General features: G+C 57.1%; 25 protein-coding genes and 1 pseudogene. 20 read left to right on the top strand and 6 right to left on the bottom strand.

Translation table 11 applies throughout. The features are described from left to right. Nucleotides 1-57 precede the first annotated feature (57 nt). Nucleotides 58-719 (top strand): annotated as a pseudogene (locus tag FH039_RS08950) (MBL fold metallo-hydrolase). Here FH039_RS08950 and FH039_RS08945 read toward each other — a convergent pair. From FH039_RS08945 to FH039_RS08935, 3 genes are read right to left on the bottom strand one after another with little or no spacing between them, the layout of a single operon-like run. Then, a complete protein-coding gene (locus FH039_RS08945) occupies nucleotides 716-1,249 on the bottom strand; it encodes a DUF2250 domain-containing protein (protein ID WP_139681034.1) in 534 nt (177 codons plus the stop codon). The pseudogene FH039_RS08950 and the gene FH039_RS08945 overlap by 4 nt on opposite strands. Continuing rightward, nucleotides 1,197-1,628 (bottom strand): methyltransferase family protein, encoded by a 432-nt coding sequence (locus tag FH039_RS08940; protein ID WP_139681033.1) that lies wholly within the window; start codon nucleotides 1,626-1,628, stop codon nucleotides 1,197-1,199. Before FH039_RS08940 ends, FH039_RS08945 begins: the two co-directional genes overlap by 53 nt. Nucleotides 1,629-1,631: 3 nt before the next feature. Next, nucleotides 1,632-2,039: a NifB/NifX family molybdenum-iron cluster-binding protein gene (locus tag FH039_RS08935; protein ID WP_139681786.1), complete on the bottom strand. Its 408-nt coding sequence runs from the start codon at nucleotides 2,037-2,039 to the stop codon at nucleotides 1,632-1,634. A gap of 72 nt (nucleotides 2,040-2,111) precedes the next feature. On the opposite strand from FH039_RS08935, the gene FH039_RS08930 reads away from it, so the two are divergent. From FH039_RS08930 to rlmD, 3 genes are all read left to right on the top strand, one after another. Beyond that, nucleotides 2,112-2,981, top strand: a complete 870-nt coding sequence (locus tag FH039_RS08930; protein WP_139681032.1) for a nucleotide-binding protein — start codon at nucleotides 2,112-2,114, stop codon at nucleotides 2,979-2,981. Further along, nucleotides 2,981-3,868, top strand: a complete 888-nt coding sequence (locus FH039_RS08925) for a nucleotide-binding protein (RefSeq protein ID WP_139681031.1) — start codon at nucleotides 2,981-2,983, stop codon at nucleotides 3,866-3,868. The genes FH039_RS08930 and FH039_RS08925 overlap by 1 nt, the downstream gene beginning before the upstream one ends. Before the next feature lie 211 nt (nucleotides 3,869-4,079). Next, nucleotides 4,080-5,345: a 23S rRNA (uracil(1939)-C(5))-methyltransferase RlmD gene (rlmD, locus tag FH039_RS08920; protein WP_139681030.1), complete on the top strand. Its 1,266-nt coding sequence runs from the start codon at nucleotides 4,080-4,082 to the stop codon at nucleotides 5,343-5,345. Nucleotides 5,346-5,397: 52 nt separating this feature from the next. On the opposite strand, the gene rnhB is transcribed toward rlmD, so the two are convergent. The 3 genes from rnhB to FH039_RS08905 are packed head-to-tail and all read right to left on the bottom strand — an operon-like array spanning nucleotide 5,398 to nucleotide 7,710. Then, nucleotides 5,398-6,093, bottom strand: a complete 696-nt coding sequence (gene rnhB / locus FH039_RS08915) for a ribonuclease HII (protein WP_139681029.1) — start codon at nucleotides 6,091-6,093, stop codon at nucleotides 5,398-5,400. A gap of 4 nt (nucleotides 6,094-6,097) precedes the next feature. Then, complete coding sequence (locus FH039_RS08910; protein ID WP_139681028.1) at nucleotides 6,098-6,919, bottom strand: metal ABC transporter permease; 822 nt, start codon at nucleotides 6,917-6,919, stop codon at nucleotides 6,098-6,100. Then, complete coding sequence (locus FH039_RS08905; protein WP_139681785.1) at nucleotides 6,916-7,710, bottom strand: metal ABC transporter ATP-binding protein; 795 nt, start codon at nucleotides 7,708-7,710, stop codon at nucleotides 6,916-6,918. Before FH039_RS08905 ends, FH039_RS08910 begins: the two co-directional genes overlap by 4 nt. A 208-nt stretch (nucleotides 7,711-7,918) precedes the next feature. On the opposite strand from FH039_RS08905, the gene eif1A reads away from it, so the two are divergent. From eif1A to FH039_RS08825, 16 genes are all read left to right on the top strand, one after another. Beyond that, the gene (gene eif1A, locus FH039_RS08900) at nucleotides 7,919-8,293 is read left to right on the top strand and encodes a translation initiation factor eIF-1A (RefSeq protein ID WP_139681784.1); all 375 of its coding nucleotides are present in this window, start codon (nucleotides 7,919-7,921) and stop codon (nucleotides 8,291-8,293) included. Nucleotides 8,294-8,337: 44 nt separating this feature from the next. Next, entirely contained in the window at nucleotides 8,338-9,114 is a 777-nt protein-coding gene (locus FH039_RS08895) for a serine protein kinase RIO (protein WP_139681027.1), read from the top strand. Nucleotides 9,115-9,125: 11 nt separating this feature from the next. Next, the gene (locus FH039_RS08890; RefSeq protein ID WP_139681026.1) at nucleotides 9,126-9,872 is read left to right on the top strand and encodes a KH domain-containing protein; all 747 of its coding nucleotides are present in this window, start codon (nucleotides 9,126-9,128) and stop codon (nucleotides 9,870-9,872) included. Between the two features lie 2 nt (nucleotides 9,873-9,874). Further along, a complete protein-coding gene (gene top6B, locus FH039_RS08885) occupies nucleotides 9,875-11,572 on the top strand; it encodes a DNA topoisomerase VI subunit B (RefSeq protein WP_139681025.1) in 1,698 nt (565 codons plus the stop codon). Then, on the top strand, nucleotides 11,565-12,725 hold the full coding sequence (locus FH039_RS08880) for a DNA topoisomerase IV subunit A (RefSeq protein ID WP_139681024.1): 1,161 nt from the start codon (nucleotides 11,565-11,567) through the stop codon (nucleotides 12,723-12,725). Before top6B ends, FH039_RS08880 begins: the two co-directional genes overlap by 8 nt. Continuing rightward, nucleotides 12,722-13,969, top strand: coding sequence for a DUF530 family protein (locus FH039_RS08875; RefSeq protein WP_139681023.1), 1,248 nt, complete (start codon nucleotides 12,722-12,724; stop codon nucleotides 13,967-13,969). Before FH039_RS08880 ends, FH039_RS08875 begins: the two co-directional genes overlap by 4 nt. A 4-nt stretch (nucleotides 13,970-13,973) precedes the next feature. Next, nucleotides 13,974-14,372: a DUF1699 family protein gene (locus tag FH039_RS08870; protein WP_139681022.1), complete on the top strand. Its 399-nt coding sequence runs from the start codon at nucleotides 13,974-13,976 to the stop codon at nucleotides 14,370-14,372. 53 nt (nucleotides 14,373-14,425) lie between these two features. Beyond that, complete coding sequence (locus FH039_RS08865; protein WP_139681783.1) at nucleotides 14,426-16,540, top strand: McrB family protein; 2,115 nt, start codon at nucleotides 14,426-14,428, stop codon at nucleotides 16,538-16,540. Then, nucleotides 16,537-17,937 (top strand): 5-methylcytosine restriction system specificity protein McrC, encoded by a 1,401-nt coding sequence (locus tag FH039_RS08860; protein WP_139681021.1) that lies wholly within the window; start codon nucleotides 16,537-16,539, stop codon nucleotides 17,935-17,937. Before FH039_RS08865 ends, FH039_RS08860 begins: the two co-directional genes overlap by 4 nt. 23 nt (nucleotides 17,938-17,960) lie before the next feature. Next, nucleotides 17,961-18,737: a DUF4129 domain-containing protein gene (locus FH039_RS08855; protein ID WP_240703205.1), complete on the top strand. Its 777-nt coding sequence runs from the start codon at nucleotides 17,961-17,963 to the stop codon at nucleotides 18,735-18,737. A 61-nt stretch (nucleotides 18,738-18,798) separates the two neighbouring features. Then, nucleotides 18,799-19,605: a GTP cyclohydrolase IV gene (locus FH039_RS08850; protein WP_139681781.1), complete on the top strand. Its 807-nt coding sequence runs from the start codon at nucleotides 18,799-18,801 to the stop codon at nucleotides 19,603-19,605. Nucleotides 19,606-19,657: 52 nt separating this feature from the next. Then, the gene (locus FH039_RS08845; protein WP_139681020.1) at nucleotides 19,658-19,843 is read left to right on the top strand and encodes a hypothetical protein; all 186 of its coding nucleotides are present in this window, start codon (nucleotides 19,658-19,660) and stop codon (nucleotides 19,841-19,843) included. After that, nucleotides 19,833-20,096, top strand: a complete 264-nt coding sequence (locus FH039_RS08840; protein ID WP_139681019.1) for a type II toxin-antitoxin system RelE family toxin — start codon at nucleotides 19,833-19,835, stop codon at nucleotides 20,094-20,096. The genes FH039_RS08845 and FH039_RS08840 overlap by 11 nt, the downstream gene beginning before the upstream one ends. 9 nt (nucleotides 20,097-20,105) lie before the next feature. Continuing rightward, complete coding sequence (locus FH039_RS08835) at nucleotides 20,106-21,182, top strand: HD domain-containing protein (RefSeq protein ID WP_139681018.1); 1,077 nt, start codon at nucleotides 20,106-20,108, stop codon at nucleotides 21,180-21,182. A 136-nt stretch (nucleotides 21,183-21,318) separates the two neighbouring features. Then, on the top strand, nucleotides 21,319-23,517 hold the full coding sequence (locus FH039_RS08830; protein WP_139681017.1) for an elongation factor EF-2: 2,199 nt from the start codon (nucleotides 21,319-21,321) through the stop codon (nucleotides 23,515-23,517). Between the two features lie 143 nt (nucleotides 23,518-23,660). After that, the gene (locus FH039_RS08825; protein ID WP_139681016.1) at nucleotides 23,661-25,055 is read left to right on the top strand and encodes an ATP-binding protein; all 1,395 of its coding nucleotides are present in this window, start codon (nucleotides 23,661-23,663) and stop codon (nucleotides 25,053-25,055) included. The last annotated feature ends 47 nt before the right edge of the window (nucleotides 25,056-25,102 follow it).

Genomic DNA, 25,102 nt, shown 5'->3' with positions numbered 1-25,102 from the left:
GGAAGTTTAAAACCCTTCCAGCGATACACTGCCTTGGAGGTACCGGTGGGCGATGTTATGCGGCTCCTCGTCCTCAACGACAACGCCCCTTCGGAGGGCTTTCTCAACGACTGGGGATGGAGCGTTCTGGTCGAAGGGAAAGGCCGCTTCCTCTTCGATGCAGATACGAGGGGAGAAATACTTTTCCACAACGCTAAACTCCTCGGCGTTTCCTTAGGGGGCTTGACTTCGCCGTTCTCAGCCACTGGCACTACGACCACTACGGCGGTTTACCTCTCGTAGGCGAGCTTAATCCGGGGATTCCTCTCTATGCTCCGCCGGGAAGGGGAGTGGGGGGAACGCATTGGAGGCTCCATATCAGGGAGGTCACGAAGGCCGGTGGGATTGGGCCCGGAATCTGGACTTCAGGACCATTGAACGGGCTTGAGCAGGCGGTTGGCGTGGAAACGTCCTCCGGTCTCGTCGTCATCGTTGGCTGTTCCCATCCGGGCGTTGACAGGCTCACTAAGGCGGTCCTTGAGGTTTCCGGACATGAGAAAGCACATCTCGTAATCGGTGGTTTTCACGGTCCTTCGGCTAGGACCCTCGACAGGCTGTCGGAGCTGACTGAGTTCATAGCCCCTGCCCACTGTTCCGGCGAGGAGGCGAAGGTGTACGTGCGGAAGAAATATCCCGATAAGTTCGTGGAAGTGAGAACCGGAAGAGTTATCGAGCTTTAAATCCCGAGGAATTTCCACAGCCGCCTGAAGAACTCCGTCTTCCTGCCCTTTTCCGTAACGAAGCGGAGAACCCTTAGCTCTTCGAGGGTCTCGTCGTCAATGCTTACCTTTCTGCCCGCTTCCTTTGTATCCCTGCTTTCGGCGAGTGCTCCGACGATCTTCCACCCGTTTGAAAGGAGCGCGTTAAAATACCTCTCCACCCATTTCCCATCAATTGAACGGACGAAGAGCTCACCCTCTCTGGAGAGGCGGTAGTAGGTGTGGTGCTTGTGCACCTCGAAGGCCTTCTTGAAGCGCGCCCTGCTCCTTTTTATCGCGCTCCCTGGGTCCCTCTCAATTAATCCAACTTCAAGGAGGTCGCCGATTGCATCCGTTATGAGTTCAAGCGGAAGGCCGCTCATCTTTGCCATCATCTTCGCGTAATCAACGCCCGCCCTTTTCAGGTGGGTCAGGACGTAGAGGTGAACCGGAAGGAGCTCAAATCCTCGGTAGGAACCTGCCCGTTCTTTTCGCGTATTCCCGCCACTCATCGCCGAACCTCTCCTCAAGTGCCTCCTCTTCTTCCCCTATAAACCTCACCAGCGCGAGCCAGTAGACGAGTGGCAGACCCAGCATAAAGCCTCCGATGGCAAGTGAGAAGCCTGGCACTATAAGAAAGCCCCAGATTGAGTAGATAGAGTGGCGGACTCTGGAGTAGCAGCCCGTTGTGAGCAGCTCGCCCCTTCGGTAGGCCCTCGAAACCTGCCGGTAGCAGAGGAGCCAGAGAGCTATGCCTGCAGTGAGGAGGATAACCCCAATGGCCGGAAACCTGGCAAAAGAGAAGTTGAGCCTCGAATTGAAGTAGAAGGCCAAAACCGCGTAGGGAACCGCGAAAAAGGAAACCTTGGGGACTATCCCAAGGAACCTCATAGCTCACTCCTCTATCGGCGGCTTTTCGGCCTTCTTGGCCTGAACCTGCTCCCAGAGGTCGTCGAAGTTCTCGATGAGCCTCTGGAGGGCGAGCTTTAAGTCCCTCGTCCTCGTGAAGAAGGCCACCTTGTTGGTTTTGTCCCTTATGCGCAAAAAGTTCGGCCCCATTCTGAAGGCAGCGAGAACGTCAACGTCGAGGAGCTGGCTCACGACGGCCTTGAACTTCCTGGGGTCGCCGTGGCCATCGTCCTCTTCCTCGAAGTCCTTGGCCTTGTTGTGTCTCTTTTCGAGTAACTTAACGCTCCCATCCTCGCAGACCTCGTATATCGCGAAGAACTCCGAATCCCCGTAGTGGGCATCTATGAGCGTCTCATCGCTCTCCATTCCAAACGCGACCTTCAGGCACCTCATGAGCATCACCGTTTTGAGCGTATGCACAAAGCTTAAAAGCTTTTAGGTTAGCCTAATTCTGGAGGTGAGAGCTTGCAGATAGCGGTGAGCGGTGGAAAAGGAGGGACTGGAAAGTCCACGGTCGCAATTAACCTGGCGATAGCGCTCAGGGAGCGCTACGACCTTGTCTTGGCGGATCTCGATGTCGAGGCTCCGAACGACCACCTCCTCCTCGGCGTGGAGCTGGCCAACGAAGAGCCGGTTGAACTGTTCATGCCGCGCTTCGACTATCAGAAGTGCACCCGCTGCAGGAAGTGCGCCGAAGTCTGCGAGGAGCATGCAATAATAACCATGCGCGACGGGACGCCATTCCTCATGCCGAATCTCTGCTCCGGCTGCGCCGCCTGTGAGATAGTCTGCCCGGTTCCGGGGGCGATTCTGCCGGGCAAGAAGCTGATGGGGCACACCTACCTTACGGAGACCCCCTACGGCTTCCCGCTCGTCACGGGAAGGCTCCTCGAGGGCGAGGAGAGGGCGATGCCGATAGTTTCCAGGGCAAAGAAGCGCGCCCAGGGGCTTGAGAAGGAGCTTTTGATGGTTGACACCGCCGCGGGGACGAGCAACACCGTCTCAAAGGCCCTTGAGGACTCGAGGCTCATCATAGCCGTCACCGAGCCGACACCCCTCGGCATCCACGACGGCGAACTGATTCTAAAACTTGCGAAGCTGATGGACATCCCGGCGATGGTCGTCGTGAACCGCTCGGACCTCGGCGACGTGGCTAAGGTGCGCGAGATTGCCGGGAGGTACGGTGCGGAGGTAATCGCGGAGATTCCGTACAGCGAGAACATCATAAGGAGCTACGTTGAGGGGAGGCCTATAGTTCTGACGGATTATCCCGAGGCGGAGCTCTTCAGGGAGATTGCTTCCAGGGTCGTTGAGTTCCTCGGAGGTGGTGAGTGATGCAGCTGGTCATAGCGAGCGGCAAGGGAGGCGTTGGAAAGAGCACGGTTACGGCCTCGCTCCTCTACCTGCTGAAGGACGAGTACCGGTTCGTTGCTGTTGATGCAGATGCGGACGCGCCGAACCTCGACCTGCTCCTCGGCGTGGAGCGCTGGGAGGAGGAGAGGGAGCTGGTAGGGGCGAAGGTGGCAAGGATAAACACGGAGAGCTGCATAAGGTGCGGCATCTGCCAGGAGCGCTGCCCCTACGACTGCATTAAAGTCATAGACGGCGACTACGTTGTCAGCGAGCTGACCTGTGAGGGCTGCAACGTCTGCGGTCTGGTCTGTCCGGTTCCGGGGACGATAAGTCTCGACGAGGTTCGCTCTGGAGTCGTCAGAAAGACGACCACCCGCTACGGCTTCCCGCTGATTTCGGCCCAGCTCGACGTCGGCAGGCCCAACAGCGGAAAGCTCGTTACCGAGGAGAAGGAGTGGGCGAAGAAGCTCATGGGCGAGCTCGGCCTGAAGCACATGATTGTAGACAGCGCCGCCGGAATCGGCTGTCAGGTCATAGCGAGCATAGGCGGGGCCGATTTAACGATACTCGTGGCGGAGCCTACTCCCGCTTCCCTTAGCGACGTGCAGAGGGCCTACAAGGTCGTTCAGCACTTCAGGCAGCCGGCTTACCTCATCATCAACAAGGCCGACTTCAATCCCGGCTTCACTAAGCTCAGGGAGTGGGCTGAAGCCGGGGGAATCCCGATACTCGGAGAAATACCCTACGACAGGGCCATTCCGAGGAGCATGAGCATGCTCAAGCCCTTCGTCGAGGCCTTCCCCGACTCAAAGGCGGCCGACGCGATGAGGGAGATAGCCGAGAGGGTCAAGGAAGAGATACTCAAGTGATTCCGGGCCCGGTCTCGGGCCCGTTATCTTTATCGCAAAGCAGATTTTGGGGGTTATCGTTTGGGGACACCCTTCGGAGTTTTAAACCGCTCAGAGGAGGTTTTTGGAAGGCGGATATTTGGTCTCCTTTGTTTCTTATTCCTATTGTGCTGCCTCCAGAGGGAAGCGGCGCTTCCGGAGGATATAAAAACCCCTGTGCTGACTTTCAGCCATGCGTATCCGAGGGGAGATAAGGGGTATCAGCGGCGATGGACTAGGGGTTCTTGAGGCCAATGAAAGGGAGGTCTATGTCCCATTTGCCTATCCGGGTGATGTGGTTAGGGTTGTCTCGGCGAAGAGACGCTTCGGCAGGAGAATAGTCACCGATTTTGAGCTTCTTGGCTCTTCCCCGCTCAGGCAAACCCCTAGCTGCCCGCACTTCGGGGAATGCGGCGGCTGCCTCTGGCAGGGGATGAAATATCGGGATCAGCTGAGGCTTAAAGCTGAAATATTCGAACGAATAACGGGAATAAGCAGTGATGTAAGAGGTTCTCCCCGGATCTGGGATTTTCGGAACGTGAGCAACTTTATCGTCACTACCTCTGGAATCGGGCTCAAAGAGTACGGGAACCCCCTTCGTGTTGTTGATTTGGAGGGGTGCCCGGTCTTCTCAAAGAGGACGCGCGAGTATCTGAACGCCCTCAGGGGCTTTCTTGAAGAGAGCGGCCTGAGTCCATGGAGCCTGAGGAAAAAGCGTGGAGACGTCCATTATCTCCAGATCAAGGAGGGGAAATTCACTGGCGAGGTTATGGTGAACCTTGTAGCCCACGTTCGGCCACAAGGAGATGCCCTCCGGGCCTTCGGGGACTACTTTTCCTTTGCGGATTCCCTCTACTGGAGCATCAAGGCAGATGAGAGGGATGACCCCAGGGGAGAGCCGAGGCTCATGGCCGGCCAGCCCTACATCCGGGAGAGGATTAGGGACGTGACGTACCTCATCCACCCAAACAGTTTCTTCCAGACCAACAGCTACGCATTGGCCCTCCTGCTGAATGCAGTCGATGGCTTTGCTGATGGTGAGAGAGTTCTCGACCTGTACTCCGGCGTTGGAACCTTCGGGGTCTGGCTGGCTAAGAGAGGCTTTGCCGTTGAGGGGGTGGAGCTGAACCCATTTGCGGTTGAGATGGCCAACAGAAACGCCGAGTTGAATCGGGTAAACGCCCGGTTCCACGTTGGGAGGGCTGAAGAGACCTCAATCGGTGATTACGGTACGGTTATAGTTGATCCGCCGCGGAGGGGGTTGAGGGATGCGTCCAGGCCTTTAGTCAGAAGCGGTGTTGAGAGGATCGTTTACGTCTCCTGCAATCCGAAGGCGTTCAGACTGGACTATGAGAACTATCTGCGGAGGGCGTATCTGGTTCAGGATGTTCTCCTGGTCGATATGTTTCCCCACACACCTCACGTTGAGGCGGTTCTGTTGCTGGAGAGGAAAAATTAGGGACGAAGGTTACTTTTTTCTTTTGAAAGCCTCGCCCTTAGCCAGGAGGAGGTCAGTCTTTCATGAAATCCTCAAGGCTGAGCTGTCCTCTCCTCGATGGTTTCTTCGTTTCCATTTCTGTCCTCAGCTTCTCCTCTATCTTCTTCAGCGTCTTCCAGCTCCGCCTGACTATCGGCGGGAAATCACCGTGCCCCCTATAATATTCCTCAAGAAACTTTCTCGTCCTCGGGTCGCTGGGATAGCCGCTCCCGATCTCGCCGTACTCCTCCTTCAGCTTTTCTATCGCCCTGTCGCGGGTCACCTTCGCTATTATCGAGGCCGCTGAGACCGGCACAAACTTGTCGTCGGCCTTGTGCTCCGCTATTATCTCTGCCTTGAAATCCAGCCTCTTTCCGATGTCCTCGCCGAAGCGGGCCTCCTTCACGTCGGCGGCGTCTATGTATATCACGTCGGGCTTCACCTTGAGCGAGTTGAGGGCTTTAACGAAGTTCTCCACCTCGAACTCGTTTAAAGTGCCCCTGCGGGAGTCTATCTCCTCCGGCCAAAGCTCCAGAACCACGTAATCGTCCAGCAGAGAGATTATCTCATCGAACAGCCTCTCACGCCGTTTGGGGGTGAGCTTCTTCGAATCCTTAACCCCGAGCTCCTCGAGCTTTGGAACGTTCTGTTCATCCACAACAACCGCCGCTATGGCCATGGGGCCGATTACGGGCCCCCTGCCGGCTTCGTCGATTCCAGCGAGCTTCAAGGTTTCACCTCCTGAAGAGCAGAGCGCCGTAGATGACGCCGAGCATTATCGTCGCCAGGCCGCTGGGGGGTATGTCGGTAAAGTAGGCGAGGATCACGGAGGACACCTGGACTCCCAGGGTGAGGAACAGGCTGGCCCCGATGACCTTGCGCAGGTCGTTGCTGACCATCAGCGCTATCGCGCCCGGAAGAACGGCCACCACCTGGAGGGTTATGAGGCCGACGGTTTGGACGATGAGGGCGCCGATGGCACCGACGAGGACGTAGAGGATCATGAGGTAGGCCCTCGCGTTGCCCCCGTAGCTCTCCATGCCCTCGGGGTCAAAGCTGAGGTAGAGGAAATCGCGGTACAGGAAGAGGACGACGAAGAAAAGAAGGGCGCCTCCGAGAACGAGGACCGTGAGGTCGTCGAGGGTTATCAGAAAGATGTCCCCCGTGAGGTAGGAGACTATGCTCTCGCCGAGCGGGAAGTATGGTCTGGTTGCCATCACCTTGTAGAGCACGCCAAAGCCGAGGACCGTGAGGCCGGCGACAAAGCTGGCCACTATTCCAACGGCGGAGTCGGGGGAGAACCCGAGCTTCTCAAGCTCCGCTATCGTGAGCACGACGATGACGGTGACGATGAGTGCAACGAGCATAACCAGGGAGAGGTTCTCGAACAGCAGGCCGAGTATCATTCCAAGGACCGCACCGAACAGCAGGGAGTGGAAGAGGGCGTGGGTTAGAAAGGCCAGCCCCTTCGTGTTGATGAGCGGACTGAGCATGCCGAGCAGGACGCTTACCATGACGCTGGCGAGGAGGGCCCTGATCAGATACTCCGGAATCACCGCCCGCCACCCCCATGCCTGTGCAGGTGGACGTCGCCGGTTATGCAGAAGAGCTTGCCCTCAACGGGTATGACCCTTGCCAGCGGGCCGTATACGGATTTGATTATCGGGTCCTGAAGAACCTCCTCCGGCCTTCCGAAGGCTATCAGGCGTCTGTTGAGGAGCATGATTCTGTCCCCGACCTCGATTAGGGGGTTGATGTCGTGGGTTGTGATGACCATCGTCACCCGTCTCTCGCGCTTTATCTTGGCCAGAACGCTGGCGACATCCACCCTTGCGCTGGGGTCCAGGGCTGAGAGCGGCTCGTCGAGGAGGAGCAGTTTGGGGTCGCTCATCAGGGCCCTTGCGAGGAGGACGCGCTGCTTCTGACCGCCGCTCAGCTCGCTGAAGAGCCTGTCGCCCACCTCAGCGAGCCCGACGAAGCCGAGGACTTCCCCCGCCTTCTCCATCGTCTCCGGCGGGAGCTTGAAGTGGACGAAGCCGCGGCGGTAGACACCGCCCATCGCAACGACCTCAAGGGCGGTGAGGGGAACCCTCTCGTTGAGGCTGTGGCTCTGGGGGACGTAGCCTATGAGCTCCTTCGCCTCGCAGGGCTCTCTACCGAAGACCTCCAGCCGTCCGGAGTAGTCCCTGTGGAAGCAGGCGATTGCCTTGAGCAGGGTCGTCTTACCTGCACCGTTGGGGCCGAGGAGGAGAAGCGTCTCGCCATCCTCGAGGGTGAAGTCTACCCCCTCCACGGCGGGTTTTCCGTCGTAGCGTATCGTGAGGCTCTCGGCGGTTATTGCCTCCATGGTCATCTCCAGACTCCAGTTTAAGCGGTGCGTTTTTAAACCTTCATGTGCCTCTACTGGACAGAGGTGGGTAATGGGAGGGCAGGGTTTTTGCACCTTCCTGGATTTGTGCAAAAATTTTAAAAGCACATGCCTGTACTCTCGTTAGAAAATTTTTGCAAGGCTCAGGTTTATAAGGGCTCGGGTCTATTCGCTGGAGGTGATGATCATGGCGTACCACAGAGGAAGAGGCGGAAGAAGTGGGGGGAAGAAAAAGAACAGGCAGGTTCAGGGTGACGAGGTCATCCGCGTTCCCCTCCCGAAGGAAGGACAGCTGTTCGGTGTAATCGAGCAGGCCCTTGGGTCAGGATGGATGGACGTGAGGTGCTCCGACGGGAAGATCAGAAGGTGCAGGATACCGGGCAAGCTCAAGAGGCGCATGTGGATGCGCGTGGGCGACGTCGTCATAGTCCAGCCCTGGGAGGTCCAGACCGAGGAGCGCGGGGACATAGTCTACCGCTACACCAGAACCCAGGTGGACTGGCTCCTGAGAAGGGGCAAGATAAGTCAGGAATTCCTCAGCGGTGGCGAGCTCCTGTTCTGAGCCCGCTTCTTCTAAAATTCCACCCGCCGGCAGAGTGATGGGGAATGCGCGAGGATGCAATAGAACGCGAAATCGAGGGGATGCTGGGCCTCCGGGAGAGGCGGGAGAAGGACAGCGACCTCTACAAGATAGCCAACGAGGTATTCGACAGAACCACCAAGGAAACCCTCGCCTACCTCCACAGGAGGGGAAAGATCGAGGCCCTCCACGGCGTCATCAGCACGGGCAAAGAAGCGAACGTCTTTGCCGGCGTGGACGCCGAGGGGAACAGGATAGCCATCAAGATATACCGCACGTACACGACCGAGTTCCGGCGCATATGGGAGTACCTCGCGGCGGACCCGCGTGTCGGATACCTGCCCAAGGATATGCGCAAGCTGGTCTTCGTATGGACCCGCAGGGAGTTTAAGAACCTCAGGCGGGCGATAAAATATGCGGTTCGCGTTCCCGAGCCGGTTATCTTCCGCAACAACGTCCTCGTGATGGAGTTCATCGGAGACGAGCTCCCCGCACCCCGTATCAAGGACGTTGAGCGTTCGCTCGAGCCTTCGGACTTTGAGGAGCTTTACGACTTCACGATGGGCGTCATCGAGAGGCTCTGGAAGCGCGGGGACATGGTGCACGGCGACCTGAGCGAGTACAACATACTGCTCCACGAGAGGCCCGTTGTGATAGACTGGTCGCAGGCGACGGTGAGGAGGAACAGGATGAGCGTGGAGCTGCTTAAACGCGACCTCAGGAACGTCATAAACTACTTTGGAAGGAAAGGCGTTGATGTTGATGATTTCGACGATAAGTTCCGTGAGCTGGTTGGGGTTTAGAGGGTGAGAGCATGGATGAGTTTGAGAGACTGCTGAGGAAATATGAGCGGATAGACAAGGACGGCCGGCCCACCAGGGGCGGTCGCGATGAGGAGATAACCTACGCCGCGGAGGGCGAGCAGGAGGAGTTCATAAGAATCCCCCGCGACAGGGTTGCGGTCGTCATAGGCAGAAAGGGACAGACCAAGAGGGAGATAGAGGAGAGGACCGGAACCAGAATAGAGGTGGACAGCGAGACCGGCGAGGTCTTCATAACCGCCACCGGGAAGACCGACGACCCCCTGGCCGTCTGGAAGGCGCGCGACGTGGTGATGGCCATAGGCAGGGGCTTTTCCCCCGAAAGGGCGTTCCGGCTCTTCAACGAGGGGGAGGTTCTTGAGGTCGTCAACCTGACGGACGTGATAATCGGCAACGATAAGAACGCCCTTCCCCGTGTCAGGGGGAGGATAATCGGAAGAAAGGGAAGGACGCGCGAGATAATCGAGGAAATGAGCGGTGCGGATGTGAGCGTTTACGGAAAGACCGTCGCGATAATCGGCAACCCGATCCAGGTCGAGGTTGCCAAGACCGCCATAGAGAAGCTCGCCAGGGGCTCCCCGCACGGCGTCGTTTACAAGTACCTCGAGCGCAGAAAGAAGGACCTCGAACTCGAGAGCACGGCCTACTACGAGGCCCTTGAAGGGGAGCCGGGCGATTTCGGGGAGAACTACGAGGGCCCCGATGAGGACTACGATGACGAAGACTTTTGGGAGGACTGAATATGGCCGAGGCGAATCAGCTGTTTAAGGAGTTCAAAATCCAGAGCGTCAGCGAGTTCTTCAGACGGAACGCGGCAATGCTCGGCTACACGGGCAAGATACGCTCCCTCACCACGGTGATTCATGAGGCAGTGACCAACTCACTCGACGCCTGTGAGGAGGCTGGCATACTTCCCTACGTCCGCGTGGAGATAGAGGAGCTTGGAAGGGAGCACTACAAGGTCATAGTGGAGGACAACGGACCGGGAATCCCCGAGAAGTACATAACCCACGTCTTTGGTAAGATGCTGGCCGGTACGAAGGCCCACAGGAACATACAGAGCCGCGGCCAGCAGGGTATCGGTATAAGCGGCGCCGTCATGTTCGCCCAGATAACGAGCGGAAAGGCAACGCGCGTCATTACCTCCACGGGCGACGACAGGATCATTGAGGCATGGGTTAAGATAGACGTTGACAGGAACGAGGGTAAAATCGTCAAGAAGGAGAAGCACCCCAACCCGAAGGGCTGGCGCGGGACGAGGATAGAGCTGGAGGTAAAGAACGTCCGCTACGTGCGCTCAAAGCAGGGCATCTACTGGTACCTCAAGCTCACCGCGATAGCCAACCCGCACGCCCACATAGAGCTAATTGAACCTGACGGAAAACTCATAGTATTCCCGCGCTCCAGCGAGGACATTCCCGAGCCCCCGGTGGAGATGAAGCCCCATCCGCGTGGCGTCCTCACCGACGACGTTTACAGGATGGCCAAGAAGACGAGGAGGAGTTCCGTCAAGCGCTTCCTCGTTGGGGAGTTCTCAAGGATAAGCGACAAGAAAATCGACGAGCTCGTTGAGTACATCGCGGCGCTGAGGCTCATAAAGACGGAGGACGACAAGAACGTCCAGGAGCAGCTCTACGAGAGGCTCATGAAGGGCGAGGTAAAGGCCGTCCTGCGCTCCTTCAAGGGCTACACGAAGGTCGTAAAGCAGGTTGCGAAGCTCATGGACAAGCCCCCCGAGAAGCTGAGCTGGCACGAGGCCGAGGAGATAGTCGAAGCCTTCAGGTACATGAAGTTCCTGGCCCCGCCGACCCACGGCCTCAGGCCCATCGGCGAGGAGAACATAGAGAAGGGCCTCACCAACATCCTCAAGCCGGAGTTCGTCACCGCGGTTACCAGGTCGCCGAAGGTCTACTCCGGAGGTATCCCATTCCAGGTCGAGGTCGGCCTCGCTTACGGCGGTGAGATTCCCGGAGGTTTCGAGCTCCTCCGCTACGCTAACCGCGTGCCGCTGCTCTTCGATGCCGGCTCATGTGTGACGACGCTGGCGGCGCGCTCCGTTGATTGGAGGCGCTACAAGGTTGATGACCTCGACCGCGCCCCCCTCGTGCTCATGATAAACGTCATCAGCGTCCACGTGCCCTACACCGGCACAGGAAAGCAGAGCATAGCCAACGTGGAGGAGATTCAGAACGAGATAAGGCTGGCGATAATGGACGCGGCCAGGAGGCTTCAGACCTACCTCAGCGGAAAGCACCGCAGGCTCCACCAGGCCAAGAGGAGGAGGACCTTCGAAAAGTACGTGCCCGAGATAGCTAAAGCCTTGAGCGTACTCACCGGGGAGCCCGAGGAGGAGGTTAAGAACTACTTCCTGTCCTACATAGAGGGCCACTTCGCGGCCAAGGAGGCAGGTGGAGCTGAGGAGGTGAGCGAGAATGCCTAAACCCAAAGCAGTCAGGCGCGAGAAGCCGAGGGAGCGCTTTTCCTATGACCCGACCAAAGTGCTCACCAGGCTCGAGGAGTACGGAAAGAGAATCCTTGAGGACATAAAGATCGGAAAGAACCCCTACTTTGACATCCCCATGCGCGGCATCGGCAACGTTTACTTCGACGAGAAGAGGCGCGTCATCAGGATGGGCGACAAGCTCTCCAGGAGATACTTCCTCAACGTCGCCCACGCCAGGAAGTTCATGCAGACGCTCCTCATAATGGCCTACGTCAAAAGGCTGGTAAGCGAGAACAAGCACGCGAGCCTTCGTGAAGCCTACTACGCCAACAAGCACACCATCCCCGGAACGAAGGAGAACACCTTCGAGGACCAGCGCGAGAGCGACCCCATCATAGAGGACCTCGAGAGAATGATGGGCGTTTTGAGGGAGGAGATGCACCTCACAGCTGACAGGCGCGGCTACATCTACGGCGACATCGTGATCAGAGACGGTGAAGACGAGTTCAACACCAGCAAGCTTGGTATGGGCGGCTGGGCGGTTCCCGGAACCGTCGAGCACCTTCAGTTCCCGGAGATAAACGTTGACTACGCCCTCGTAGTCGAGACCGCCGCTATGGCCGACCGTCTCATCGAGGAAAAGTTCCCGAAGAAGGAAAAAGCTCTAATCATAGCCACACAGGGACAGGCCTCCCGTGGAGTTAGGAGGCTCATCCACAGGCTCCACTACGAGGAAGGACTTCCCATTATAGTCTTCACCGATGGTGACCCCTACGGTTGGTACATTTACTCGACCATAAAGCAGGGCTCCATCAACCTCGCCTATCTGAGCGACAAGCTCGCAACCCCGGAGGCGAAGTTCGTGGGAATGACGATGGACGACATAAAGCGCTACGGCCTTGAGAACGTCACTGAGAAGCTCAAGGGAATCCCGCCGAACAAGAAGGGCGGCCCGACGGCGGATTACAAGAGAATCCTGGAGGAGATGGAGTACCCCTGGTTCCAGAACAGGGAGTGGCAGAGGCAGCTCAAGATGGCCGTTAAGATGGGGGTCAGGATAGAGCAGCAGGCCCTCGCCAACAAGAGCCTTGAGTTCGTGGCCAAGAGATACCTTCCTGAAAAGATAAACAGCGGTGATCTGCTGCCATGACGACGACTGAAGAGCTCGTCGCACAGGTTAACAAGATACTGGACGATATCGGGATAGACATGGACGGGTTATTCGAGACCTTCGACGTCCCGTCCATCTCTTTCCGTTTAAAGGAGAATCTCTCGCTCCTTCAGGAGCTTGAGGACGACCTCTCAAGGCGCGTGGGTGAGACCACACCCTCGGCCGGATTCTCGGACAAAAAGAACAAGGACCCCCACATCCAGTGGATATACAAGAAGAAGCGCAACCGCGTCCTTGCCCTTGAGAGGCTCCGCTCGGCCATAACCGCCCACAAGATGGCCCTCGCACTCATCTCCGCCAACTACACCTTCTTCATGGGGAAGAAACTCGTGAGCCTCAGGGAGCTCACAAGGGAGAACGTTGAGCGGATCAAGGCCGTTCCCAACCCGGTTCAACTCGGGCGCGTTGAGGTTCTTCCCCACCTCGCCTACTCCGGCGACGTCCTCCGTCTGCTCGCCAGGGAGAGCGTGGACGTCAGGGAGTCGTTCAAGTTCATAAAGGGCAAGCTCCGCGAGAAGGGAACCGTCAGGAACCGCGGACTCAGGATAGAGGTCGAGTACTGGGAGAACAACCGGCTGAAGAAGGCCCGCCTCGACCTTCCCGCCGATGCGGACATAGAGGCTGAGCTCCGCCAGAGGTACGGGAGGCGCTTCCGCTGGCGTGTGCTGAGCTTCGTCAAGACGCGTGGGGTGCTCATAAACAACCACTACACGGTTGACAACCTGGCCCTGGCCTACTCCATCCTCGATCCGGAGAACGGCGCCAGGAAGCTCGGCCTCGACCTCTTCCGCTACTACTTCCTGACCTCCGAGAACGACAGGGAAAGTTTGGGCCTCTATCCTGACATAAGGCTCTGCATCGACTGTCACTATTCGATATTCGACCTTCCCTTCGCCGACGAGAAAGGGTTCAGAACGGGCCACGGCAGCATGCTCCTCATAAGGAAGTGTGAGATGGAAAAGGCCCTCGTCGGGAGAAGGAAGGACATAGCCAACGTTCCCAACCACCTCCTCGGGGGAGTGCTCCTCTACGGAATGAGCGAGTACAGCGAGGACAGAGTCGCGGAGCTTCTCGGCATTCAGGCCGACGAGCTGGTTGAGGCCGTGAAGAAGTTCGTCATCTCCGGCCTGCACAGGAGGCTCTTTGCTGACACGAAGAAGTTCGAGAAGTTCATGCCCAAGAGCGACAAGGCCAAACAGTTCCTGGCCCTCCTCCAGGGGTGAGGGTATGAGGGTGGAGATAAAGGCGCGCAACAATGCGGAGCTGATAGCAAAGCTCCAGGAGACCCTGGACGAGGAGGTCACCGAGGTCTACATTAACCTCCGCCCCACCAAGGAGATACTCGTCAGAATACTCGAGCGGGCACCCAACGTGCGCAAAATCTCCTGCCCTCCCAGCCTCTACCCCAAGGTCTCCAAGAGGGTCATCGCCGCGCTCGCCCAGATGGGCATAGAACTCGTTCCCGAGGGCTACCCCCGCGGAAGGCCGCGGAAGTACGACGAGAGAACCATCCGCGAAGTTAAGAGTCTCCTGATGAAGGGGGTGCCGGCCAAGGAGATAAGCATCCGCATGGGCATCCCCCTGAGGACGGTTTACTACCTCTTTGAGCAAACCGAACGGGGCTGATCTCCATCGCAAATATTATATACCGCGGTTCCGATTTTCTTTTGGTGATCGTAATGATGGATATAGAGCCCCTGAGGAATTCCGTTTATTCTATCAACACATTCCTGAAAACCGAGTACGATGAATTCGGCTTCGTTATCGAAGAAGCGGCCATAACCTCAACTGGAAGCCACATAGCGGTCGTTGTGAGGCTTGAAGATGACTCCAGGTTCCTCCACGTTTTTGACATAGACGGAGCAGTCGTTCCGGGGTGGGAAAGAGGAGTGCCCATTACATGCGCCGATGAGGTTGTTCTCCTTTCCGGAAAAAACGAGTTCATAGTTTTCACAAAATGCAGTCCCGGAAGGGTGATCATTTACCCTGCCACTTCAAGGGAGCCTGAGAAGGAGTCAGGGGTGATAGAATTTTCAAAACTACCCCTGTACGTAAGCTTTACTCCCAACGGACGAATCATAGTTTTTGGCGATCCATATCTGGACTACATCTCACCAGAAGGTATAGAAGTTGTAAGACTTCCTACACCTATTGATGGGTATGCCTACCTTCACTCAATCACCGACGACAAAGATTCAGTCTATGTTCTTCATACATGGAAAACCGAAGGTGGACATGAGCTCAGGGTGGGCAGAATAACCCTGCCCCTGTTTCCGTACTACACCCCCCGTCAGTTCTGGGAGGGAATGGAACTTCTTGCAAGCACCAGGGTGTCCCCAAGTGGTAAGAAGACTGTTGGAGATCTGCACATTCTGGAAAATGGGTCCTTTGTTTCGGTCCTTGGAACCAAAGGGAACCGGGAGCTAATATTGCTCTCCCCGCAGAAAAGTAGTAGCATCCTTCTACCCGGCGAGCTGATCTACCTTAGGTTCACATCCAAAGGGCTGTTCCTTGTATTTGGAGTCCACAGTAAAGGGATAAACGCCGGAATGGTGCCCCTGGAACGCCTCCTCGAGGTGGGGGAGATAAGCAGGGACGATTTTGAGGGATTTTTCTCGCTTGGAAGATACGTACCCGGCGTCGTGGATCCAAAATATGCGGGGGTTTCCGACGACTCCAGGGTTCTATACTTCGGAAGGACATCTTACAGGGCGATGGGGCAGAGGTTCTACTACTACCTCCGCAGGGACGTGGACTACCTCTACAGGATACACTGGGGCACGGGTGAGGCCCACGGGGAAGAAATGGCATCCCCTGAATCGGATGAAACCGGAGCCGAGGTGGAGTCCATAAGGGCCCTGCTCCGGAGGTTCAGGCAGGTCATACTCTACGGCCCCCCAGGCACCGGAAAGACCTACCTGGCCAGGAAGGTGGCCGCTAAGCCGGAGTTCGTCTCCTTCCACCAGTCATTCAGCTACGAGGACTTCGTTGAGGGCTTCCGGCCGACGAAGGGAAGCGGGGGGGTTACCTACGACGTTGTCGATGGCGTCTTCAAGAGGATCGCGATAGAGGCGATATACGACTCCCTGCCCGAGAAGTTCAGGAAAAAGAATGCCACGTACTGGGAGATGAAAAAAGCGGTTCTTGAGTTCCTTGAGCGGAGGAAAGCGGGAGAAAACCTGAAGCTCACACCGAGGGGGGAGTTCTACCTGGTCATAGACGAGATAAACCGTGGAAACATCAGCAGGATCTTCGGGGAGCTGATAACCCTTCTCGACCCCGACAAGAGACTTAGCGGTCCGAACGAGACGATAGTCAGGCTTCCGTACTCAGGCGAACTTTTCGCCGTTCCGCCCAACCTTTACATCATCGGCACGATGAACTCGGCCGATAGGAGCATAGCGTTGCTCGACATAGCCCTGAGGCGCAGGTTCGCGTTCTACGAGATTCTTCCGAGGCCAGAGCTGCTGGCTGGAATGGAAGTCGGCGGGGTGAACCTCGAACACCTTCTCTCGAGGCTGAACTCCATAATCGAGAGGGAGAAGGGCAAGGACTACACCATCGGCCACGGCTACTTCCTGGACATAGCCTCGTCAGAGAACCCCGAGGAGGACCTCTACCTGGTGTTCTACCACAAGATACTGCCCCTCTTCCAGGAGTACTTCTACGGGAGCTGGGAGCAGTTGGGGTCGTTCTATCCTGGATTCGAGTTCATAGACGACAGGGGCAGGATAGTGATGATGGACATGGAGTCCTTCATGGAGGCCCTTCGTCGGCTGGTGAGGGCGGAATGAAGAGGATAACCCTCTACGAGTTTCAGAGGAAGTACCTCAGCACGATCCGCACCGCGGGGGTGGACGTAACCCCGGAGAGCCTTCAGAAGTTCTTCGAGGTCATAAACGGGCTTTACGGCAGGGAGCACGAGGTTTTGAGCCTCAAGTACGACACCCGGAGGGGGGAGTACTACATCAGGGCCCACGGCAGCGTGGGCTTCGCCTACCACCTGGGGGAGCCGAGTTTCATGATCCAGGTTCTCCCGAGGCCCTACAAACGCGACCCCGACGAGGCGCGCTCCCTGCGCTTTTTCCTCAGCCTGATGAACCTCAGCGGCGGACTGGGGCTGGGAAGGCGGGAGATCGATGAGGCAGTATCGACGTACACGAGGGGCAAGGGAGGCGTTCACGAGCTCTTCCTGTATCTCTACGCATACCTCCTGGGCAGGGAACTCTTCCACGGCCTCTACAGGGAGTACTCGGAGGTCGAGGAGAAACTCCAGACGATACGGGGGAGGGTTCTCCTCTCGCGCCTTGCCAGAAGACCTCCCCTCAGCAGGGACGTTCCGGTGAGGCACACGGTTCTCGACGTGGACACCGCCCTCAACAGGGTTCTGAAGGCGGCCCTGGAGGTGGTAGTGGAGGTTTCAGCGTGGGAGGGCATAGCCAGGGCCGCGGAGGCTCTGATTCGATACTTTGCCGACGTCGGCCCGCTCAGGCAGGGGGACATAGAGAGGGTCACCTTCAACCCGCTGAATGAGAGGTTTCGGCCGACCTTCCACCTGGCAACTATGATACTCGCGGGCTTTGGGAAGCTTTCACCTGGTCTTACGGTTCCAGGGATATTCATAGAGATGGACCGCCTGTTCGAGGATCTCGTTTACCACACTGTCCTAACGGCCCTCTCCGGGAGGGGAAGGGTTCACAGGCAGCAGCCCCTACCTCATATCGTCAGGAACGCATCTGAGATAGAGGCCAAAATGGGCGCGGTGTTCACTTTCGGTCCCCCGAGGCCTGACATCTTCGTTCAGATGCCTGGTGGCAGGTGCATTCTGGAGGTGAAGTACAGGAACCTGAGTGTGAAGATGGGCGATACCCGGTGGCGCAAGCTCGTCAGGAGCAGTGGCGAGCTCTACCAGGCCTACTCCTACTCCCGCATCTCCGGCGGAGGAGCGCTCATTGTCTACCCGAGGCTGAGGGGGCAGTACAACGGGTGGCTTCCCGACATGTTCGAGGAGGGAGTGGAGACCTTCAGCTTCTTCGACGGCACGCCCCTCGGCATAGTCGGGTACGAGCTGTCGCGCATCGGCAGGGAAGTTTTCATAGCACGGAGGGGGGTTATCCTCGACAGAAAAATCGCAGGAAACGTTAGGAACCTCCTCGAGTCCGTGTGCGTGCCGAATGGGGAAAAGGTTTAAAGTCGTGCACGTTACATTCACTGATGGGCATGGATCAGAAGAAAACCACAGCGCTCACCATGCTTGCCCTCGTGGTCATCTTCTCCCTGCTCCAGTCATCGACAGTCCACGGCGGCACGACTGCCTTTAACTTCGAGTGGTACTTCTTCCTCTCCGCGCTCTTCCTCTTCGGTGCCGCCGGTTACGTCGTCAAGCTGGCCATCGAGGGCCATCTCAACACCCGCAGCGCGAGGAAGGGGAAGAGAAACATCTTCGCGGACATGATAACGTTCCTGGCGCTGATGGTCGCGGTGTACCTGCTCTTCTTCAAAAGGGAGCCGGAGAAGCTGGTGGATGGTGGGGAAGTGGGCAGAACCCTCGAGGGAGTCTGGTACAACGTCACCCCCGGCGATTTCGTGGTGGTGTGGAGGCAGTTCCCGGGCTGGGCCTACCTGATTCCGTTCCTTCTCTTCGTGGCCATCGTGTTCACCGCCAGGAGAAGGAGGAAATCCCGGCCCATGCCTGAGGTCAAGTTCGAACCGGGACTAACCTACGACGCCATAGAGGGAACCCCCGCGGAAAAGGTTATTCGAATGTACAAGAACGTGGTCGCTGGTCTCGTAGAGAAGGGCTACCCGTACCAGAGCAGCTGGACCCACTGGGAGCACGAGGAGAGGCTGAAGGAGATATTCCCAGACCTCAAGGACCTGGACGTTCTTACCCGGCTCTTCGAGAAAGCCAGGTACGCCGAGAGATTGAGCGATGGGGACGTCGCTGCCGCCCGCGAGAGCTACGACAGACTCATGGAGTTCCTCAGGTAGCGGGTAGCTTTAAAAGGGGCCGCGGTTAGAACAACCTAACCAAAAAGTGAGGGTGATGCTAATGCCGATATTTGAGACCCAGGAGGAGACCCCGAAAATAAAGGAGCGCCTTCACCGCGTCGGAATCACCAACCTGAGGAGCGTTGCGAAGATAAACTGGAAGGGGAAGGTCTACACGTTCCTCCCGCTCTTCGAGATAACCATCGACGTCCCCGAGGAGAAGAAGGGGATACACATGAGCAGGCTCGTTGAGAGCATAACCGAGGCCATGAGCGAGGCCGTCGAGGAGGAGGTTATGGAGGCCCATTCCTCGCTCGAAGAGCTTGGCAGGGCGATAATCGGCCGCCTGGAGGGCAAGCACCCGCATAAGAGGGCTGAGGTGTGGATAAGAACCCACCTCATCATTCCGAGGGAAACCCCGGCCAGTGGAAAGACCACCTACGAGCCCTACGACGTCGAGGTTGGGGTCATTAAGAACTACGATGGCTCCTTTGAGAAGGTTCTCCGCGTCAAGGTGATAGGCAACACCGCCTGCCCCCACGCCATGGCCAACAACGCCGGAAAGACTCACATCCAGAGAGCCATTGGAGATCTTGAGGTCAGGACTGCTTTCGACGAGGAGATAGCGCTGGAGGATATGATAGACGTCGTCGAAAGCTCTTTCAGCCACCCGACTTACACGCTGCTGAAGACGGTGGACGAGAACGCGGTCGTTCAGGGGATGCACAGCAACCCTAAGTTCGTCGAGGACGTTGCCAGGGAGATATTCGCCAAAGCCAAGGAGCGCTTCAACGGGAAGATCCACGTGAAGGTCATCAGCAACGAGAGCATCCACAAGCACGACGTCATAGCCGAGACGTGGAGCTGAAGGCTCGAAAATTTTAATTATTTGAATCCCTAACAATGCCCGAGGTGAGAGAATGGAAGGCACTCTCAGTGAGATTATCCACCGGATAGAGGAGATAGAGCAGTTCTTGAGAGAACTTGTCGAGGTTAACCTCCAGCTCATCGAGGAGGTTGAGCCTGAAGAGTGGGAGGGAGAATCCATCGAGGAGCGCAGAAATGACGAGTTCCTTGAATGGGACGTGGTAAAAGATGAGCTTTGAAAACAGGGTTCTGATAAGCAAGAAGGCCTTGAAAGAACTTCAGAGCATTCCAAGGAGCGAGAGGGATCTAATAAAGGACAGGATTTCAAAGCTGGCCTTCTTTCCTCTGGCTCACCTAGACGTCCAAAAGCTCAGGGGGTATGAAAACATCTACCGTCTTAGGGTTGGGGATTACAGAGTGCTGTTTGAGTATGAGAAGAGCGAGAGAATAGTGAGAATTTTGAAAATTGGGAAGAGAGAAAACGTCTACTGAGGGTTCCCAGTGAAGCTCGTCCACGACCCCATACACGGCCACATCGAGCTGGATGACTTTGCGGTCGGACTTGTGGATACCCCAGAGTTCCAGAGGCTCAGGCGAATAACCCAGCTCGGATTGGCTTTTCTCGCATACCCCTCGGCCAGGCACACGCGCTTCGAACACTCCCTGGGGACTTTCTATCTTGCGAAGAGGATAACCGAGCACAACCCTGAAATCGAGGAAGGCGCCGTTTACGCGGCTCTGCTCCACGACCTCGGCCACTATCCCTTCAGCCACACGCTTGAGGCCCTCTACCCGCGGCACGAGGAGAACACGAAGTGGTTTATAATGCACGGCGAAATCGGGGACGTGATCGGGGAGCGCTATTCCGTGAGGGAGTTCCTCAAGCTCCTCAAGCACCCCCTCGTGAGCGGAGATATAGACGCCGACAGGATGGATTACCTGGTGAGGGACGCCTACTACACCGGCGTGGCCTACGGCCTGGTCGATCTGGACAGGCTCGTGAGGAACCTGCTGTGGAGGGACGGCATGCTCGTCGTTGGGGGGAAGGGAGTAATGGCCGCCCAGAACCTGCTCCTGGCGAGGAGCATGATGTATCCCACCGTTTACCAGCACCACGTCTCGAAGATAGCAAGTGCCATGCTCATAACGGCCGTTGAGCTCGAAGGGATTCCCTCCGATGAAATACGCACCATGGACGAGGTTGATTTGATAGCACGGCTCAGAGCGAGTGAGAGAGCGGAGGTTCGGGAGCTCGTTCGGGCGGTGGACGACAGGAGACTCTACAAGCGCGTTCTCTACAGCGCCAGCGACCCGGGGGTGGACGCTGTCGCCGAACTCCGGAGGGAGCTTGAGGCCGAGTTCGGACACCTCGTCATCGTTGACTATCCCCCCAAACCCAAGTTCGAGGAGAAGAACGCCTTTGTGGAGACCGAAAGGGGACTGAAGCGCCTCAGTGAGGTCTCGCCGCTCGTCCGCTCGTTGGTTGAGTTGAAGGACACCCACTGGCGCTGGGGAGTTTACGCGAGGGCCGACGTGAGGGAGCGGGTTGAAAGGTTTCTGAGGGCATTCTTTGATTGAGGGGGATTTTTTCATCCAAAACCCTTAAGTAGTTTGAACGCGTTCCCGCGCTGCCGCTTCTCAACCGGGAAAAGCTTTATAACCGCACCTTTTAAGTGAGTGGTGAACAAGCTCATCAGGTTAGAAGGTGGTGTAAATGGGAAGAAGGGAAGAGATGGTTGCGAAGATTAAAGAGCTCATGACCCAGCCCGAGAGGATCAGGAACATGGGTATCGCCGCTCACATTGACCACGGTAAGACGACGCTGAGCGACAACCTGCTCGCCGGCGCTGGAATGATCAGCGAGGAGTTAGCTGGAAAGCAGCTCGTCCTCGATTTCGACGAGCAGGAGCAGGCGAGAGGTATCACCATCAACGCGGCCAACGTTTCGATGGTTCACACCTACGAGGGCCAGGACTACCTCATCAACCTCATCGACACCCCGGGTCACGTTGACTTCGGTGGTGACGTTACCAGGGCCATGCGTGCCATCGACGGTGCCATCATCGTCGTCGACGCCGTCGAGGGTGTCATGCCCCAGACCGAGACCGTTCTGAGACAGGCCCTCAGGGAGTACGTCAAGCCGGTTCTCTTTATCAACAAGGTGGACAGGCTCATCAAGGAGCTCAAGCTCGGCCCGAACGACATCCTCCAGAGGTTCGCCAAGATCATCACCGACGTCAACAGGCTCATCAAGAAGTACGCCCCGGACGAGTTCAAGAACCAGTGGTTCGTCAAGGTCGAGGACGGTAGCGTCGCCTTCGGAAGTGCCTACTACAACTGGGCCCTCAGCGTTCCCTACATGAAGAAGACCGGCGTTTCCTTCAAGGACATCGTTGAGCTCACCAACAGCGGCGACCTCAAGACCCTCAGGCAGAAGGCTCCGCTCCACGTCGTCGTCCTCGATATGGTCGTCAAGCACCTCCCGAACCCGCTCGAGGCCCAGAAGTACAGGATCCCGCACCTCTGGAGGGGCGACATTGAGAGTGAGGTTGGCCAGGCCATGATGAAGTGCGACCCGAAGGGCAAGATGGCCATGGTCGTCACCAAGATCATCCTTGACAAGCACGCCGGTGAGGTTTCGACCGGCCGTGTCTGGAGCGGTACCGTGAAGACCGGCCAGGAGGTTTACCTCATCAACGCCAAGAGGAAGGCCAGGATCCAGCAGGTCGGTATCTACATGGGTCCCGAGAGGGTCAACATGGAGGCCGTTCCGGCCGGTAACATCGTCGCCGTCACCGGACTGCGCGATGCTATGGCTGGCGAGACCGTCGCCCAGGAGCAGATCGAGCCGTTTGAGGCCCTCCACTACGCCAGCGAGCCGGTCGTTACCGTCGCCATCGAGGCCAAGAACGTCAAGGACCTTCCGAAGCTCATCGAGGCCCTCCGCCAGCTCGCCAAGGAGGACCCGACGCTCCACGTCAAGATTGACGAGGAGACCGGCCAGCACCTCCTCAGCGGTATGGGTGAGCTCCACCTCGAGGTCAAGCTTGTCAAGCTCAAGGAGGACTGGAAGCTCGACGTCGATGTCAGCCCGCCGATCGTCGTTTACCGCGAGAGCGTCAGCAAGATCAGCCCGATAGTCGAAGGAAAGAGCCCGAACAAGCACAACAGGTTCTACATCACCGTGGAGCCGCTTCCGGACGAGATATACGAGGCCATCCACGAGGGACTCATCCCCGAGGGCAGGCCGAAGGACCCGAAGGCCGTCGCCAAGAAGCTCGCCGAGCTCGGCATGGACTACGAGGTCGCCAAGGGCATAGTTGACATATACCACGGCAACATATTCCTCGACAACACCAAGGGTATCCAGTACCTCAACGAGGTCATGGATCTCCTCGTCGACGGATTCCACCAGGCCATGGACGAGGGCCCGCTCGCCAAGGAGCCGGTTATGAAGGTCATGGTCCGCCTGCACGACGCCAAGATCCACGAGGACAACGTTCACCGCGGCCCGGCCCAGATCTACCCGGCCATCAGGGGTGCCATCCAGTGCGCCATGATGAAGGCCCAGCCGATCCTCTACGAGCCCTACCAGAAGGTCATCATCAACGTGCCCTACGAGTACATGGGTGCCGTCAGCAGGGAGATCAACCAGAGGCGCGGCCAGCTCATCGACATGAGGCAGGAGGGCGAGGTCATGATCATCATCTCGGAGGCCCCGGTCGCCGAGATGTTCGGATTCGCCGGAGCCATCCGCGGCGCCACCAGCGGAAGGGCCCTCTGGAGCACCGAGCACGCCGGCTTCAAGAGGGTTCCGGGAGAGCTGGCCACCAACATCATCAGGCAGATACGCCAGAGGAAGGGCCTCGACCCGAACCCGCCGAAGGAGCAGGACGTCTGCCCGCAGCAGTGAGGGCTTTTTGCCCTCTGAACTTTTCTCTTCTCTTGTCTTGGACTTTTGGAAGGCTGATTGGTCTTTTTCCAACATGTTGAGGCACGCCACCTTCGGTGCCTTTCGCGAAATTCTTAAATAGTTGAAGTACGAGTATTATACTCATGAGTAGACAAACTTTCGTGGATAGGGAGAGGGAGCTCGAGTTTCTGGAGAAGGGATACCGCAGTGACAAAGCCGAACTGCTCATTGTATACGGTCGTAGGAGGATTGGGAAGACCGAGCTGCTCCTCCAGTTCGCTCGGGACAAACCCCACGTTTATTTTCTCGCAACGGAAAAGCCGTACCATGAGAATCTTCGCGAGCTTCAAAAGCTCCTCTCAGAATTTCTCGGCGATGAACTATTCAGCAGAATCTCTTTCCACGATATTGATGAGCTTCTGATGGCCTTCGTGGAGAGAGTACGTGATGAACGCGTTGTCCTAGTGATTGACGAGTTTCCCCTGCTTATAGAACGCTACCGGCCGGTTCTCTCGCTCCTTCAGAGAGCATGGGACTTGAAGCTCTCGAAGGGCAGAATAATGCTGATTCTCTGCGGTTCGAGTGTTTCGGCGATGGAAACGGAGGTTTTGGGTTACAAAAGCCCGCTCTACGGAAGACGGACCGGACAGTGGCGCTTAACGGAGATTCCCTTCTTCCACATTGGTGAGTTCCTTCCTGGCTATCCGATCGAAGACCTCGTGAAGGTCTGGGGTGTGGTGGGAGGGATTCCGGCTTACCTCCTGAAGTTCGAGCCTAGGAAGGACTTTAACGAAAACGTCGTTGACAACGTCCTCTCAAAGGGTGCCTTTCTCTACGAGGAGGCCGAGATACTCCTGAGGGAAGAGCTCAGGGAGCCGGCCAACTACTTCGCGATACTTGAAGCGATAGCGGGTGGGAGGAGCAGGTTCGGGGAGATCGTGAACGCAACTGGGCTCGACAAGAGCCTCGTTTCCAAGTATCTGAGCGTCCTCCAGAGGCTTGGAATAGTCCGGCGGGAGGTTTCCGTCACCGCAACGGCCAAAGAAGCCAGCAAAAGGGGGCTCTATTCCATAGACGACAACTACTTCTCCTTCTGGTTCAGGTATGTCCTCCCGAACAGGAGCTACCTTGAGGCTGGACTGGCGAAGGACGTCTGGAAGCGTTCGCAGAAGGATTTCAACACCTATATGGGTTCGGCCTTCGAACGACTTGTTGGAAGTCCGGAGGTTTTCATCGAGCTCACCGGCTTCCACTTCACGAAACTTGGTCGCTGGTGGCACAAGGGGGAGGAGATTGATCTCCTCGCGTTAAACGAGCGCGAGAAAAAGGCTTTGTTCGTCGAGGTGAAGTGGAAGGACTTGAGCGAGAGGGAAGCGCGGGGGATTTTGAGGGACTTGGAGAGGAAGGGCGAGTTGGTTGGCCTCGAAGACTGGAAAAAGTACTGTGGACTAATCGCCAGGAAAGTTGACGGAAAGGAAAGGTTGAACGCCGAAGGCTGGCAGGTTTGGGATTTGGCCGATTTTAAAGTGCCGTCCTGAAAATTAACAAATTCCCGTCCAAAACCCATTAGTTAACTTTTTAAACC

Source organism: Thermococcus indicus, from assembly GCF_006274605.1.
Classification (GTDB): domain Archaea; phylum Methanobacteriota_B; class Thermococci; order Thermococcales; family Thermococcaceae; genus Thermococcus; species Thermococcus indicus.
This window is presented reverse-complemented; position numbering and strand designations above follow the sequence as displayed.